Here is a 15,026-nt window from a genome sequence, read left to right on the forward strand (position 1 = left end):
GCAGCCGTGCCCACGCGCCATGACATCCGCAACGTCGCCATCGTCGCCCACGTCGACCACGGCAAGACCACCCTCGTCGACGCCATGCTGAAGCAGGCGGGCACGTTCAGTGCCCACCACCAGATGGACGATCGGGTGATGGACTCCAACGACTTGGAGCGCGAGAAGGGCATCACCATTCTCGCGAAGAACACCGCCGTCGCCTATCACCCCAAGGACGGTGGCCCCACGGTCACCATCAACATCATCGACACGCCCGGCCACGCCGACTTCGGCGGAGAGGTGGAGCGCGGACTGTCGATGGTGGACGGTGTCGTGCTGCTCGTCGACGCTTCGGAAGGCCCGCTTCCGCAGACCCGCTTCGTGCTCCGCAAGGCGCTCGCGGCGAAGATGCCGGTCATCCTGTGCATCAACAAGGTCGACCGTCCCGACTCGCGCATCTCCGAGGTCGTCGACGAGACCTACGAGCTGTTCATGGACCTGGACGCGACCGAGGAGCAGATCGAGTTCCCCATCGTCTACGCGTGCGCGCGGGACGGTGTGGCCACCCTGGTGCGTCCCACCGACGGCACCGTGCCCACCGACAGCGACAGCCTGGAGCCGTTCTTCCAGGCCATCCTGGACTCCATCCCGGCCCCCGAGTACGACGAGGGCGCGCCGCTCCAGGCGCACGTGACCAACCTGGACGCATCCAACTTCCTCGGCCGGATCGCGCTGTGCCGCGTGCACCAGGGCACGATCCGCAAGGGTCAGCAGGCCGCGTGGTGCCGGCACGACGGCACCATCGAGCGGGTCAAGATCACCGAGCTGCTGATGACCGACCAGCTCGAGCGCAAGCCCGCCGAGGAGGCCGGTCCCGGCGACATCATCGCGATCGCCGGTATCCCGGAGATCATGATCGGCGACACCATCGCCGACCCCGAGGACCCGCGTCCGCTGCCGCTGATCACGGTGGACGAGCCCGCGATCTCGATGACCATCGGTACCAACACCTCGCCGCTGGTCGGCAAGGGCGGCAAGGGCCACAAGGTCACCGCGCGCCTGGTCAAGGACCGCCTGGAGCGCGAGCTGGTCGGCAACGTGTCGCTGCGCGTACTGCCCACCGAGCGTCCCGACACGTGGGAGGTCCAGGGCCGCGGCGAGCTTGCCCTGGCGATCCTGGTGGAGACCATGCGCCGGGAGGGCTTCGAGCTCACCGTCGGCAAGCCGCAGGTGGTCACCCGCGAGGTCAACGGCAAGATCCACGAGCCGGTGGAGCGGCTGACCATCGACTCGCCGGAGGAGTACCTCGGCGCGATCACCCAGCTCCTGGCGTCCCGCAAGGGCCGCATGGAGACCATGACCAACCACGGCACCGGCTGGATCCGGATGGAGTTCGTGGTGCCCGCGCGTGGCCTGATCGGCTTCCGCACCGAGTTCCTCACGGACACCCGGGGCACCGGCATCGCGCACAGCGTGCACGAGGGCTACGAGCCGTGGTTCGGCGAGATCCGGACCCGCAACAACGGCTCCCTGGTCGCCGACCGCGCGGGTGTCGCGACGCCGTTCGCGATGATGAACCTGCAGGAGCGCGGCCAGATGTTCGTCGAGCCGACCACCGAGGTGTACGAGGGCATGATCGTCGGCGAGAACTCGCGCGCCGACGACATGGACGTCAACATCACCAAGGAGAAGAAGCTCACGAACATGCGCTCGTCGACCTCCGACGAGACCGAGAAGCTGATCCCGCCGCGCAAGCTGTCGCTGGAGCAGGCGCTCGAGTTCTGCCGCGAGGACGAGTGCATCGAGGTGACCCCGGAGACCGTGCGCATCCGCAAGGTCGTTCTCGATCAGAAGGAGCGTGGCCGCTCGGCCTCGCGTGCCAAGCGCTGATCATTTGACGGTCGCCGTCGGCGACCCGAAACGAGCCGGTGACCTGCGGTCGAATCCGCAGGTCACCGGCTTTTCGCATGCTGAGACCAAGTCGATATCTTTGCCCGGTTATATTCGTTATGTTGGCTATGTGCGCGAAATATTCGATCAATAATCGATCAACTTCGAACTTTCAAAGAAACGTAAATGTTAATTACTTTTCGTTTCAAGGTTTACTCTGACTGCCTCTTGACGTCCGGGTAATTGGGTTGCGAGAGTCCGTGCGGCCACCAAACCAAACGGCACTCGGTCGAACCCGACCTCACCTCGGGGGTATTTGCGGCAATGACCATGCAACCCCAGCTGGTCCCGGAAGCGGGCGGACCCCCGGCTTCAGGGGAACCCGGCGCGATGCTCGACAAAACGGGCGTCGGCGCCGTACCGAAAGAGATCGTCGGGCGTTCGCCGAGCCAACTGGCATGGCGGCGCTTTCGCAAGGATCGTATCGGTATGGTCTCGACGGCCATAGTGGTTTTCTTTTTCGTGATCGCTTTTGCCGCGCCCTTGATCTCGAAGCTGTACGGCAAGAACCCTTACACGCGTTACGGCCAGACCGAGCCCGGGTTGCTCAACTCCCGCGGGTTCCCGATCGCGCCCAACGGTGGCATGTCCGGGGAGTACTGGTTCGGCATCGAGCCGACGCTGGGCCGGGACGTGCTGACCCAACTCGTCTACGGCATCCGGACGTCCCTGCTGCTCGCGGTCATCGTGGTGCTGATCGTCACGATCATGGGCACCATCCTGGGGATCACGGCCGGCTACCTCGGTGGTCGGACCGACTACGTCATCAGTCGGGTCATCGACACCCTCCTGGCGATGCCGTCGCAGCTGTTCTTCATCGCCTTCACGCCGATCGCCCTCGCGCTGTTCGTGAGCGACCGCGAGACCACGCCGACCTGGCTGCGGGCCACGGCGCTGATCATCGTGTTGTCGCTCTTCGGCTGGTGCCGGATCGCCCGCATCCTGCGCGGGCAGGTGCTGTCGATGCGCGAGCGCGAGTTCATTGAGGCCGCCAAGATCAGCGGCGCGAGCTCCAGGCGGATCATCTTCCGCGAGCTGCTGCCCAACCTGTGGACCCCGATCCTGATCGTCGCGACGATCGAGGTGCCGACCTACGTCACCACCGAGGCGGCGCTCTCCTTCCTCGGCGTCGGCATGACGGAGCCGACCCCCGACTGGGGCCGGATGATCCACAAGGGCTTCGAGAACATGCAGAGCGACGTCACGTACATGGCCTTCCCGGCCGCCGCGATGGTGATCTTCGTACTCGCCTTCAACCTCTTCGGCGACTCGGTCCGCGACGCGCTGGACCCCAAGGCCAACCGATGAGGGGGCGTGGTCACGTCCCTGGTCGACGCGCATAAACCGCGTTCCGTCACGGCCTTCGCGTCTGCTTCTGGCACTTCCTTGCATGCCGTAAGGCACCAGCCGGGTCAACCCGGATTTCTTGATGAGGGGATTACATGACAACGACCGGGAAGCACCGGTTCGCCGCGTTGCTCGCAGTGGGGGCCCTCGCGGTCTCGGCGTCCGCGTGCAGCAGCGGCGGCGGGGACGAGAAGGAAGAGCAGGGCAAGCCGCAGGCCAAGACCGCGGCCGTCTCGGTGGGCACGGCCGCCGATTCGAAGGGGCCCGCCCCCGAGATCCCCGGTGCCAAGAAGGGCGGCGTGGCCGGCGTCCTCAACCGCAGCGGCTTCGCGCACCTGGACCCCCAGCGCGCGTACGTCAGCAACCTGATGACCATCTCCGAACTGGTCTCGCGGCGCCTGACCTTCTACAAGAAGGAGGGCGACAAGACCACGCTCGTCGGCGACCTGGCCACGGACCCGGGCACCACCACCGACGGTGGCAAGACCTGGAAGTTCACCCTGAAGGACAACCTCAAGTACGAGGACGGCACGCCGATCGTCGCGGCGGACGTCAAGTACGGGGTGGAACGCTCCTTCCACAAGGCCTACAACCAGGGCCCCAAGTGGGTGCAGCAGTGGCTCACGGGCACCGAGAACTACTTCGAGGTGTACGAAGGCCCGTTCAACGGCAAGGAGTTGGGTCCGGACAAGATCGAGGTGCCGGACGCGAAGACGATCATCTTCAAGCTGACCGAGGCGCACCCCGACTTCCCGTTCGCGGTCGCCATGGGTACCTCCTCGCCGATGCCGAAGGCGAAGGAGACCAAGGACGACAACGACCGCAAGCCGTTCGCGAGCGGTCCGTACAAGATCACCACGCACGAGCCGGACAAGGCCCTGATCCTGGACAAGAACACGAACTGGGACCCGGCGACCGACGCGATCCGGCACCAGTACGTGGACCAGTTCAAGTTCGAACTCGGGGTCGCGGCTCCGCAGCAGTTCCAGCGGCTGACCGCCGCGGCCGGCAGTGACGCCGCCGCGTTCACCCTCAACGAGCGCCCCGACGCCAACTTCGCGCAGCAGATCGCGACCGACCCGGCGCTCAAGAACCGGGTCACCGACGCCGTGGGCCCGTACACGAACCGCTGGGACATCAACAACAAGCGGATCACCGACGTCAACGTGCGCAAGGCGATGTTGACCGCGTTCCCGCGCAACTCGGCCCGACTGGCCGAAGGCGGCCCGACCGCGGGCGACTTCGCGAACTCGCTCGCCTCGGTGACCCAACTCGGCTTCGCGCCGTACAAGAGCCTGTTCGACGGTCTGCCGCCGGACGGTGACCAGGCCAAGGCCAAGCAGATGCTGGAAGCGGCGGGCAAGGTCGGCCAGAAGGTCGTCTTCTGCTTCACCACGTCCAAGACCCAGCAGGAGCGCGCGCTGCCCATCATCGACTCGCTGAACAAGGCGGGCTTCCAGATGGAGCGCAAGGAGATCTCCGACAAGGAGTACTACGACGTCATCGGCAAGCTGGACACCCCCTGCGACCTGTACTGGGCCGGCTGGGGCGCGGACTGGCCGACCGGCGCCACCGTCTACACCCCGGTCTTCGACGGTCGCAAGGTCGTCGACGACGGCGAGAACTACTCGCAGTACAACAACCCGAGCGTGAACACGGAGATCGACCGGATCCTCAAGATCACGGACGTGAACCAGCAGGCGGTCGAGTGGATGAAGCTGGACCAGAAGATCATGGAAGACGTGCCGACGATCCCGTACCTGTACCAGCGGCACCGTCTCGTCTACGGCCCGCAGATCGGTGGTGCCGGGCTGAACATCCACGGTGCGATCGACCTGCACAACGTCTTCGTCAAGTAGTAGCCGTCAGCCCCTCTTCCGGTTGATCCGACGGTGAAGCGTTCGGTCCGGGACCCCGAGACGGGGGTCCCGGACCGACGCGGCGGGACGGATCCACCCCCTGGGCACATCGCGGAGGAAGCCCGGCCTCATGCTTCGATTCCTGGTCCGTCGGCTGATCGGCGTAGTGGCGATCCTGCTCGTCGTCAGCGGCATCACCTTCTATCTCTTCTTCGCGGCCTCCGGCGCCGACGACGTCGTACGACTTTCGTGCGGTCGCAACTGCACCCCGGAGATGCGCGAAGTGGTCCGGCAGAACCTCGGCCTGGACAAACCCCTCATCGAACAGTTCTGGATCTTCATCTCGGGGATCTTCACGGGCCGGACCATCGGCGACAAGGCCTGCGACGCGCCTTGTCTGGGCTACTCGTTCGCCAACAACGAGAACGTCTTCGACAAGTTGTCCGACCGTTTCCCGGTGACCCTGTCGCTCGCGATCGGCGCGATCCTGCTGTGCACCACGATCGGCATCGGGATGGGCGTGCTGGCCGCGCTCAAGCGCGGCAAGACCACGGACAAGGTGACCACCGGCGTCGCACTGCTCAGTGGCTCCGCCCCGATCTACGTTCTGGGCCCGCTGTTCATCTACGTCTTCGTGCAGCAACTCGGATGGCTCGACCGACCGACGGACCCCCCATCGTTCTTCGGTGATCCCGGAGGATGGGCATCCGCTCTGCTGCTGCCGTGGATCTGTCTGATGACGATCCATATGGCGATGTACTGCCGCCTCACCAGATCCACCATGGTCGACGTGTTGTCCGAGGACTACGTCCGAACACTCAAGGCCAAGGGCCTGTCCGGACGCAGCGTCTACTTCAAACACGCCTTCCGCGGCGCGCTCAGCCCGATCGTCACCGTCCTGGGCGTGGACATCGGCGTCCTGATGAGCGGCACGATCATCACCGAGTCCACCTTCAGCCTGCACGGCATCGGCATGCTCGCGGTGACCTCGGTGGTCGACTCGGACCTGCCGATGATGATGGGCGTGGTGATGGTCGCGGCCACCTTCACGATGCTCGCCAACCTCGCGGTGGACATGGCCTACGCGGCCATCGACCCCCGGGTACGGCTGTCATGACGGGCGGCCCGCGATGAGACTCCGCCGCGGCGCGGCCACCAGCCCCGCCGAATCCGAAGCGTCAAAGCCCACCACGCCCGCGGCATCCACGGATGTCACGGTCTCCGACGAACAGGCCCGGGAGCAGGACATGGCCGCCGGCACCGATACCACCGACGGCACCCCGAGCCTGGTCAAGCAGCGCGATTCGAGTTCCTCTGGCGACCGGCCCGACGCGTTCCTGTCGGTCCGGGACCTGCAGGTGCACTTCAGCACCGAGGACGGTGTGGTCAAGGCCGTCGACGGGTTGTCCTTCGACGTCGAGAAGGGCCGCACGCTCGGCATCGTCGGCGAGTCCGGATCGGGCAAGTCGGTCTCCTCGCTGACCATCCTGGGACTGCACAACCGGGAACGGACGAAGATCCACGGCGAGATCCGGTTCGACGGCCACGAGTTGGTCCGGATGCCCGAGCGCAAACTGCGCGACCTGCGCGGGCGCCGGATCTCGATGATCTTCCAGGACCCGCTGACCGCGCTGTCGCCGTTCTACACGGTCGGCGAGCAGATCGCCGAGTCCTACCGCCGGCACACCGGTGCCAATCGGCACGACGCGCACGCGCGGGCCATCGAGATGCTGGACCGGGTCGGCATCCCCAACCCCAAGACCCGGGTGAACGACTACCCGCACCACTTCTCCGGCGGCATGCGCCAGCGCGCGATGATCGCGATGTCCCTGGTCTGCGACCCCGACCTGTTGATCGCCGACGAGCCGACGACCGCGCTCGACGTGACGGTCCAGGCGCAGATCCTCGATCTGCTGCGGGACCTGCAGGACGAGTTCGGCACCGCGATCCTGTTCATCACGCACGACCTGGGCGTGATCGCGTCGATGGCGCACGACGTGCTCGTGATGTACGCGGGCCGCAGCGTCGAGAAGGGCACCGTGCGCGAGGTGCTCAAGAACCCCCGCCACCCGTACACGTGGGGCCTGTTGTCGTCGATGCCCAACCTCTCGGGCGACGTCGACATCCCGCTGCGGCCGGTCCGCGGCACTCCGCCGAGCCTGTTGTCCCCGCCCTCGGGATGCCCCTTCCACCCGCGCTGCGACTACGTCGACGTGGTCGGCGGCGACCGGTGCTCGACCGAGCGCCCGCCGCTCGCCCTGGTGGACGGTCGCGGCGCCGCGTGCCACCTGAGCGCCGAGGACAAGCAACGGATCTTCATCGACGACGTCCGCCCGCTGCTCGGCTGACCGCCCAAGCCCGGCCGACGACGGTAGAAAGCAGGAAACGACGATGACCGAGACGATCAGCGAGTCCCCGGCGCCGACCCCGGACCCCGCGCCCGCGTCGCCCGGCGAGGCGCTGCTCGACGTGCGGGGCCTGGTCAAGTACTTCCCCGTCAAGGGGGGCGGTCTGGTCCGCCGCAAGACACTGCACGTGCGCGCGGTCGACGGGATCGACCTGTCGGTCGCGGCGGGGGAGAGCGTGGGCCTGGTCGGCGAGTCCGGCTGCGGCAAGTCCACGACCGGTCGGCTGATCAGCCGGCTGCTCGAACCCACCGGCGGCACGATCCGCTACGACGGCAAGGACATCACGCACGCCACCCGGCGGCAGATCGCGCCGATCCGCACCGAGATCCAGATGATCTTCCAGGACCCGTACTCGTCGCTGAACCCGCGACAGACGGTGGGCGCGATCATCGCGTCGCCGATGGAGGTCAACGGGATCGATCCCGAAGGTGGCCGAAAGAAACGGGTCCAGGAGCTGCTGGAGCGGGTGGGCCTGAACCCCGAGCACTACAACCGCTTCCCGCACGAGTTCTCCGGCGGGCAGCGTCAGCGCATCGGCATCGCCCGCGCGCTCGCGCTGCAACCGCGGCTGATCGTGGCCGACGAGCCGGTCTCCGCGCTCGACGTGTCGATCCAGGCGCAGGTGATCAACCTGCTCCAGGGCCTGCAACGGGACCTGGGCATCGCGTTCGTGTTCATCGCGCACGACCTCGCGGTGGTGCGGCACTTCTCCCAGCGGGTGGCGGTGATGTACCTCGGCAAGATCGTGGAGATCGCCGACCGCACCTCGCTGTACGCGAACCCGCACCACCCGTACACGCACACCCTGCTGGCCGCGGTGCCCGAGGCGGACCCGGACAAGGGCTCGAACCGGACACGGGTACACGCCTTCGGCGACATGCCCTCGCCGATCAACCCGCCGTCGGGTTGCCGGTTCCGGACCCGCTGCCCCAAGGCGCAGGACGTGTGCGCGAGCGAGGAACCGCCACTGATCGGGATCGAGAGCCTGCTCCAGGGCCACCGCGTCGCGTGCCACTTCCCCGGACCGTTGGAGGCCACCGCGAAGGCGGAGGAGGAGATGCCCGAGGAGCGGATCGAGGCGGCCTTGGAAGCGGGCATCGTCTCCGACCCGGAGTAACGACCCGCCCCTCTATCGCACTCCGGAACGGGATGCCACCGATTTGGTGGCATCCCGTTTTTCGTGCTTTCCTGCAGGTCAGCTACGCGCGTTGAACCGGATCCGATGCGCCGGCGGAGGCCGTCTCGGCCGGGCGAGTATCGTCACGCTCGGTAGCGTTTCTCGCTTTGTGAGACGAGGTAGGGGCCGTGCTATGGGTGTTCGTTCATCGGACTGTATGCTCCGGGCAGCGGTACATGGTGTCCGTTTGATACGGCTTCATTACTGGTCTCATATGTCTGGGTTTCGAGATTGATCACAGATTTACGTGATCAAACTGAAACCTGTAGGGGATTGGTCGCAGCCAATCGGTGACGGATAGTAGATCCGCTTGTGCTCGGAACCTGGTCACGCGCTCGGGGGCGCCGACTCTACGAGCAGCTGTGACGGAAGCTTCCCGCTTGGGAGCCCCGTTGCACTTCACTTCGGTAGTGATTCCATGAGGAGGCAACCCATGCGCGGAACAACGCGCGTGAAGTGGGTCGTGGGTATGGCCGTTCTCGGCCTGGCCGCGACTGCGTGTGGCAGCAGCGATGACGACAAGGGCAGCAAGGGCGGCAGCGGGCTCCCCGCCGGCTACTACTCCGCCAGCAGCACCGAGCCGCAGAACCTGATTCAGCCGGCGAACTCGAACGAGACCGGTGGGTTCTACCCGCTGCAGCTCATGTTCCGCGGTCTGTACACCTACGACTCGAAGACCGGCCAGCCCGTGCCGGCCATGGCGCAGTCGGTGGACAGCCCGGACTCGACGAACTACACCGTGAAGCTCAAGCCCGGGTGGACCTTCCACAACGGCGAGCCGGTCACGGCGAAGTCCTTCGTCGACGCTTGGAACTGGGGTGCCAACTCCGAGAACAAGCAGATCAACTCGAGCTGGTTCGCCAAGATCGAGGGCTACGACGCGGTGCACCCGGAGAACGGCGCGCCGACGACCAAGGAGATGTCGGGCCTGAAGGTGGTGGACGACAACACGTTCACCATCAAGCTCACCCAGGCCGTCTCGTCCTTCAAGGCGAGCCTCGGCTATGTGGTCTACTCGCCGCTGCCGCAGGAGTTCTTCAAGGACCCGAAGAAGTACGGCGAGGCGCCGATCGGCAACGGTCCGTTCCAGCTCGACACCGCCAACGGCGGCTGGAACCACAAGAAGTCGATCACCGTGAAGAAGTACGACAAGTACGCCGGTGATGACAAGGCGAAGTCGAACGGTGTGCGTCTGGAGATGTACACCACGTACGACGCCGCCTACACGGCGCTGCGCGACAACAAGCTCGACGTGATCGACCAGATCCCGACGGCGGCGGTCGGCAGCTTCAAGAAGGACCTGGGCGAGCGCGCGATCGAGGCCCCGCAGTTCTCGATCCAGAAGATCGGCTTCCCGCTGTACGACGCCGGCTGGGGCGCCCCGGGCAAGGAGAAGGTCCGTCAGGGCCTGTCCATGGCGATCGACCGGGCGAGCATCGTCAAGGCGATCTACAAGGGCGCCGAGCAGCCGGCGACCGACTGGCTGGCCCCGAACATCCCGGGTTACAGCAAGGACATCACCGGCGAGCTGACCAAGTACGACCCGGCCAAGGCCCGTGAGCTGGTCACGGCCGGCGGCGGCATCCCCGGTGGCAAGCTCACCATCGCCACCAACGCGGACGGCCCGCACAAGGAATGGGTCACCGCGGTCTGCAACAGCATCAACGAGTCGCTGAAGCAGCCGGGCGCCTGCGAGCCGAAGCTGTACCCCGAGTTCAGCGTGGCGCGCAAGGACATCACCGACAAGAAGATGACCGGCGCGTACCGCACCGGCTGGCGTGCGGACTACCCGTTCCCGGACAACTTCCTCGCGGACGTCTACCTGACCGGTGCCGGCTCCAACGACTCGGGCTACTCCAGCCCGGTGTTCGACGACCTGGCCAAGCGCGCGATGGCCGCCCCGGACCAGACCGAGGGTGTCAAGCTCTGGCAGCAGGCCGAGCAGCAGATGGCGAAGGACGTTCCGTCCATCCCGCTGTGGTACTACGTGACCAAGGCCGGCTCCTCGACCAAGGTCTCCAACGTCCAGTTCGACCCGTACGGCAACCCGGTCTTCACCGAGGTCACCGTCAAGTAGTGATCCGGACATGAACCGGCGCTGACATCGGTCCGGCCGCACCCCCGGGTGCGGCCGGACCTTGCCGGTGGCGGCCGGACCGGCGACGTGCGATCCGCGGCGCCGGTTGCTGGTCCGATCCCTCGCTTCGGGCCGACGACGACAGCAGGAGGCTGGCATGGGGCGATATGTCGTACGGCGACTGCTCCAGATGATCCCGGTGTTCATCGGGACCACGTTCTTGATTTATTTCATGGTGTACCAGCTCGGTGGCGATCCCATCGCAGCCATGTTCGGCGACAAGGGTGCCGACCCTGTCTTCGTGCGCCAGATGCGGGAAGAGTTCCACCTGAACGACCCGCTGATCGTGCAGTACTGGTACTACATCACCGACCTGCTCCAGGGTGATTTCGGGACGAGCTTCAACGGCCGTCCCGTCGCCGACGAGCTCAAGCGAGCCTTCCCGGTGTCGATCCGGCTCGCGATGATCGCGTTCGCGATCGAGGTCGTCGTCGGTGTCGGCCTGGGCCTGCTGTCCGGCCTGCGCCGCGGCAAGTTCGTCGACACGCTCGTTCTCGCCGGCACGCTGGTGGTCATCTCGATCCCGGTCTTCGTGCTCGGTACCGTCGCCCAGTTCTGGCTGGGTTCGGAGTGGGGCATTTTCGAGGCCACCGCCACCGTGGGCGACGCAACCTGGAGTCAGCTCCTGTTGCCGGGCATCGTGCTCGGCTCACTTTCCTTGGCCTTCGTCGCCCGACTCACCCGGACCAGCGTCGCGGAGAACATGCGCGCCGACTACGTCCGGACCGCGACCGCCAAGGGTCTTCCGCGTCGGCGGGTGGTCACCCGCCACCTCCTGCGCAACTCGCTCATTCCCGTGGTGACGTTCCTCGGTGCGGATCTCGGTGCCCTGATGGCCGGCGCGATCGTGACCGAGGGCATCTTCAACGTCGACGGTGTCGGCCGCCTGATCTATCTCGCGGTCACCAAGCACGAGAGCGCGACAGTGGTCGGCGCGGTGGCGGCGCTGGTGATGATCTACCTGGTCATGAACCTGATCGTCGACCTGCTGTACGCCGTCCTGGACCCGAGGATCCGGTATGCCTGACATGAACAAGCAGCAGCGCGAACAACTGGGGACCAGCAGCGACGAGCAGCCCCAGTCCGCCATCGAGCTGCCCGGAATGCTGCTCGCGGACGAAGAGGGCACGACCCTGGAGAAGCGCGGCGCCTACGCGGCGCCCGACGTGCAGGGACCGCAGGACAAGCCGCGCGGGGCCTGGGCCGAGGCGTGGCGCGAGCTGCGCAACAGCCCGAGCTTCTACGTGTCGGGCGTGCTGCTGCTCTTCCTGGTGTTCATGGCCTGCTTCCCGGGTGTGTTCACGAACATCGACCCGCGGCACTGCCCGATCCTGGACACCAACAAGGACCCGTCCGGCGACCACTGGTTCGGCACCAACGTCCAGGGCTGCGACGTGTACGCGCGTACCGTCTACGGCGCCCGCGCCTCGATCATCGTCGGCGTGGCCACGACCGCGCTGATCGTGGTCATCGGCGGTCTCGTCGGTGCGCTGTCCGGCTACTTCGGCGGCTGGCTGGACACCATCCTGGCTCGCATCACCGACATCTTCTTCGGCATTCCGCTGCTGCTGGCCGCGCTCGTGTTCATGAGCTCGGTCAAGGACCGCACCGTGTGGACCGTGGTGACCGCGCTCGGCGTCTTCGGTTGGATGCAGATCGCGCGCATCATGCGCGGTTCGGTGATCACCGTGAAGAAGTCCGACTACGTGGTCGCCGCCAGGGCGCTCGGCGCCGGCACCCCGCGGATCCTGGGCCGGCACGTGCTGCCGAACGCGATCGCCCCGGTGATCGTGGTCGCGACCATCTCGCTCGGCACCTTCATCGCCACCGAGGCGACGCTGTCCTTCCTGGGCATCGGGCTGCCGCCCACCGAGATCTCGTGGGGCGCGGACATCAGCTCCGCGACCACCGCGCTGCGCGACTCGCCGTACCAGCTGATCTTCCCGTCGATCTTCCTCTCGGTCACGGTGTTCAGCTTCATCCTGCTCGGCGACGCGGTGCGCGACGCCCTCGACCCGAAGCTCCGCTGAGGGAGGGGACAGACAAGTGACGACGATCGACACGAAGAACAAGCCCGAGGGCTCGGGCTCGGCCGCCGCCGCGCCGCTGCTCGAAGTGGACAACCTCCACGTCGAGTTCCGCACTCGCGACGGCGTGGCCAAGGCGATCAACGGTGTCTCGTACGACGTCAGCGCCGGCGAGACGCTCGCGGTGCTCGGCGAGTCCGGCTCCGGCAAGTCGGTGACCGCGCAGACGATCATGGGCATCCTGGACATGCCGCCGGGGCATATCACCGGTGGTGAGATCCGCTTCCACGGCAAGGACATGCTCAAGATGTCCAAGGAGGAGCGCCGGAAGATCCGCGGCCAGAAGATCTCGATGATCTTCCAGGACGCGCTCTCCGCGCTCAACCCGGTGTACTCGGTCGGCTTCCAGCTCGCCGAGATGTTCACCGTGCACCGCGGGATGTCCAAGAAGGACGCCAAGCTCAAGTCCATCGAGTTGATGGACCAGGTGCGCATTCCGGCTGCCAAGGACCGGGTGAACGACTACCCGCACCAGTTCTCCGGCGGTATGCGCCAGCGCATCATGATCGCGATGGCGCTCGCGCTGGACCCCGAGCTGATCATCGCGGACGAGCCGACCACGGCGCTGGACGTGACCGTGCAGGCGCAGGTGATGGACCTGCTCGCGGAACTCCAGCGCGAGCGCAACATGGGCCTGATCCTGATCACCCACGACCTCGGCGTGGTCGCCGACGTCGCGGACAAGATCGCGGTCATGTACGCGGGCCGGATCGTCGAGCAGGCGCCGGTGCGCGAGTTGTACCGGCAGCCGACCCACCCGTACACCAAGGGTCTGCTCGAGTCGATCCCGCGCCTGGACCACAAGGGCCGCGAGCTGTACGCGATCAAGGGCCTGCCGCCGAACCTGATGCGGATCCCGTCCGGCTGCGCGTTCAACCCGCGCTGCCCGTACGCGCAGGACGTGTGTCGCAGCGAGGTTCCGCCGCTGCACGAGATCTCGGTCGGGCGTGGCAGCGCTTGCCACTTCTGGGAGACCGTGATGGAGGGAGAAGTCCGTGGCTGAGTCCGCGAGCGGCGCGACCGCCGCCGATCTGCGCAAGCTCGTCAAGCCGGTGGCGCAGGGCGAGCCGATCCTTCAGGTGCGAGGGCTGGTCAAGCACTTCCCGATCACCCAGGGCATCCTCTTCCAGAAGAAGATCGGCGCCGTCAAGGCCGTCGACGGTGTCACCTTCGACCTGATGAAGGGCGAGACCCTCGGTCTGGTCGGCGAGTCGGGTTGTGGCAAGTCGACGGTGGCCCGACTCCTGATGAACCTGGAGACGATCACCGCCGGCAGCGTCCTGTACAAGGGCGACGACCTGGCGAAGCTGTCCGGTCGCGCGCTCAAGGCGGTGCGCCGCAACATCCAGATGGTCTTCCAGGACCCGTACACCTCGCTGAACCCGCGGATGACGGTCGCCGACATCGTCGGCGAGCCGTACGACATCCACCCGGAGGTCGCGCCCAGGGGCGACCGCAAGCGGCGGGTCCAGGAACTGCTGGACCTGGTGGGTCTGAACCCGGAGCACATCAACCGGTATCCGCACCAGTTCTCCGGCGGTCAGCGCCAGCGCATCGGGATCGCCCGCGGCCTCGCGCTCAACCCGGAGATCATCATCGCGGACGAGCCGGTCTCCGCGCTGGACGTGTCGGTGCAGGCGCAGGTGGTCAACCTGCTGGAGAAGCTGCAGAACGAACTGGGTCTGTCCTACCTGTTCATCGCGCACGACCTCTCCGTGGTGCGGCACATCTCGGACCGCGTCGCGGTGATGTACCTCGGGCGAATCGCCGAGATCGGCACCGACGCGCAGATCTACGACCACCCGACGCACCCGTACACCCAGGCGCTGCTGTCCGCGGTGCCGGTGCCGGACCCGGACGGCCGTGAGCACCGCGAGCGGATCATCCTCACCGGTGACGTGCCCTCGCCGGCGAACCCGCCGTCGGGCTGCCGGTTCCGCACCCGCTGCTGGAAGGCGCAGGACATCTGCGCCGAGCAGGAGCCGTTGCTGGAGATCCGCAAGGGCCTCTCCGGTCTGGGCGCGCACGACAGCGCGTGTCACTTCGCCGAGGAGAAGGACATCGTCGGCGCGTCCTGAA

Annotated in this window: 11 protein-coding genes; all 11 read left to right on the top strand. The window is 66.4% G+C overall.

Annotation, left to right across the window (positions count from 1 at the left end):
* The first annotated feature begins 6 nt into the window (after nt 1-6).
* The 11 genes from typA (at nt 7) to ACIBSV_RS35395 (ending at nt 15,025) form a co-directional block, all read left to right on the top strand.
* Nucleotides 7-1,872: a translational GTPase TypA gene (gene typA / locus ACIBSV_RS35345; protein ID WP_395870453.1), complete on the top strand. Its 1,866-nt coding sequence runs from the start codon at nt 7-9 to the stop codon at nt 1,870-1,872.
* Between the two features lie 324 nt (nt 1,873-2,196).
* Nucleotides 2,197-3,240 carry an ABC transporter permease gene (locus ACIBSV_RS35350; RefSeq protein ID WP_395870455.1) on the top strand — a complete coding sequence of 348 codons (1,044 nt, stop codon included), beginning with the start codon at nt 2,197-2,199 and terminating at the stop codon, nt 3,238-3,240.
* Nucleotides 3,241-3,374: 134 nt separating this feature from the next.
* Complete coding sequence (locus ACIBSV_RS35355) at nt 3,375-5,138, top strand: ABC transporter substrate-binding protein (protein WP_395870457.1); 1,764 nt, start codon at nt 3,375-3,377, stop codon at nt 5,136-5,138.
* 130 nt (nt 5,139-5,268) lie between these two features.
* Nucleotides 5,269-6,255 carry an ABC transporter permease gene (locus tag ACIBSV_RS35360; protein WP_395870459.1) on the top strand — a complete coding sequence of 329 codons (987 nt, stop codon included), beginning with the start codon at nt 5,269-5,271 and terminating at the stop codon, nt 6,253-6,255.
* A gap of 13 nt (nt 6,256-6,268) precedes the next feature.
* Nucleotides 6,269-7,486 (top strand): ABC transporter ATP-binding protein, encoded by a 1,218-nt coding sequence (locus ACIBSV_RS35365; RefSeq protein ID WP_395870461.1) that lies wholly within the window; start codon nt 6,269-6,271, stop codon nt 7,484-7,486.
* A gap of 43 nt (nt 7,487-7,529) precedes the next feature.
* Complete coding sequence (locus ACIBSV_RS35370; protein WP_395870463.1) at nt 7,530-8,663, top strand: ABC transporter ATP-binding protein; 1,134 nt, start codon at nt 7,530-7,532, stop codon at nt 8,661-8,663.
* 493 nt (nt 8,664-9,156) lie between these two features.
* Complete coding sequence (locus ACIBSV_RS35375) at nt 9,157-10,800, top strand: ABC transporter substrate-binding protein (protein WP_395870465.1); 1,644 nt, start codon at nt 9,157-9,159, stop codon at nt 10,798-10,800.
* A 157-nt stretch (nt 10,801-10,957) separates the two neighbouring features.
* Nucleotides 10,958-11,887 carry an ABC transporter permease gene (locus tag ACIBSV_RS35380; protein ID WP_395870467.1) on the top strand — a complete coding sequence of 310 codons (930 nt, stop codon included), beginning with the start codon at nt 10,958-10,960 and terminating at the stop codon, nt 11,885-11,887.
* A complete protein-coding gene (locus ACIBSV_RS35385; RefSeq protein ID WP_395870469.1) occupies nt 11,880-12,890 on the top strand; it encodes an ABC transporter permease in 1,011 nt (336 codons plus the stop codon). Before ACIBSV_RS35380 ends, ACIBSV_RS35385 begins: the two co-directional genes overlap by 8 nt.
* Nucleotides 12,891-12,906: 16 nt before the next feature.
* Nucleotides 12,907-13,950 carry an ABC transporter ATP-binding protein gene (locus ACIBSV_RS35390; RefSeq protein ID WP_395870471.1) on the top strand — a complete coding sequence of 348 codons (1,044 nt, stop codon included), beginning with the start codon at nt 12,907-12,909 and terminating at the stop codon, nt 13,948-13,950.
* Complete coding sequence (locus tag ACIBSV_RS35395) at nt 13,943-15,025, top strand: ABC transporter ATP-binding protein (RefSeq protein ID WP_395870473.1); 1,083 nt, start codon at nt 13,943-13,945, stop codon at nt 15,023-15,025. The genes ACIBSV_RS35390 and ACIBSV_RS35395 overlap by 8 nt, the downstream gene beginning before the upstream one ends.
* The last annotated feature ends 1 nt before the right edge of the window (nt 15,026 follow it).

Origin of the sequence: Embleya sp. NPDC050154 (genome assembly GCF_044460165.1) — a bacterium.
In the GTDB taxonomy this organism is placed as follows: domain Bacteria; phylum Actinomycetota; class Actinomycetes; order Streptomycetales; family Streptomycetaceae; genus Embleya.

Coding starts and splice junctions, on each gene's coding strand:
- ACIBSV_RS35350 (WP_395870455.1), top strand. CDS start 2,197: ATGACCATGCAACCCCAGCTGGTCCCGGAAGCGGGCGGACCCCCGGCT.
- ACIBSV_RS35355 (WP_395870457.1), top strand. CDS start 3,375: ATGACAACGACCGGGAAGCACCGGTTCGCCGCGTTGCTCGCAGTGGGG.
- ACIBSV_RS35360 (WP_395870459.1), top strand. CDS start 5,269: ATGCTTCGATTCCTGGTCCGTCGGCTGATCGGCGTAGTGGCGATCCTG.
- ACIBSV_RS35365 (WP_395870461.1), top strand. CDS start 6,269: ATGAGACTCCGCCGCGGCGCGGCCACCAGCCCCGCCGAATCCGAAGCG.
- ACIBSV_RS35370 (WP_395870463.1), top strand. CDS start 7,530: ATGACCGAGACGATCAGCGAGTCCCCGGCGCCGACCCCGGACCCCGCG.
- ACIBSV_RS35375 (WP_395870465.1), top strand. CDS start 9,157: ATGCGCGGAACAACGCGCGTGAAGTGGGTCGTGGGTATGGCCGTTCTC.
- ACIBSV_RS35380 (WP_395870467.1), top strand. CDS start 10,958: ATGGGGCGATATGTCGTACGGCGACTGCTCCAGATGATCCCGGTGTTC.
- ACIBSV_RS35385 (WP_395870469.1), top strand. CDS start 11,880: ATGCCTGACATGAACAAGCAGCAGCGCGAACAACTGGGGACCAGCAGC.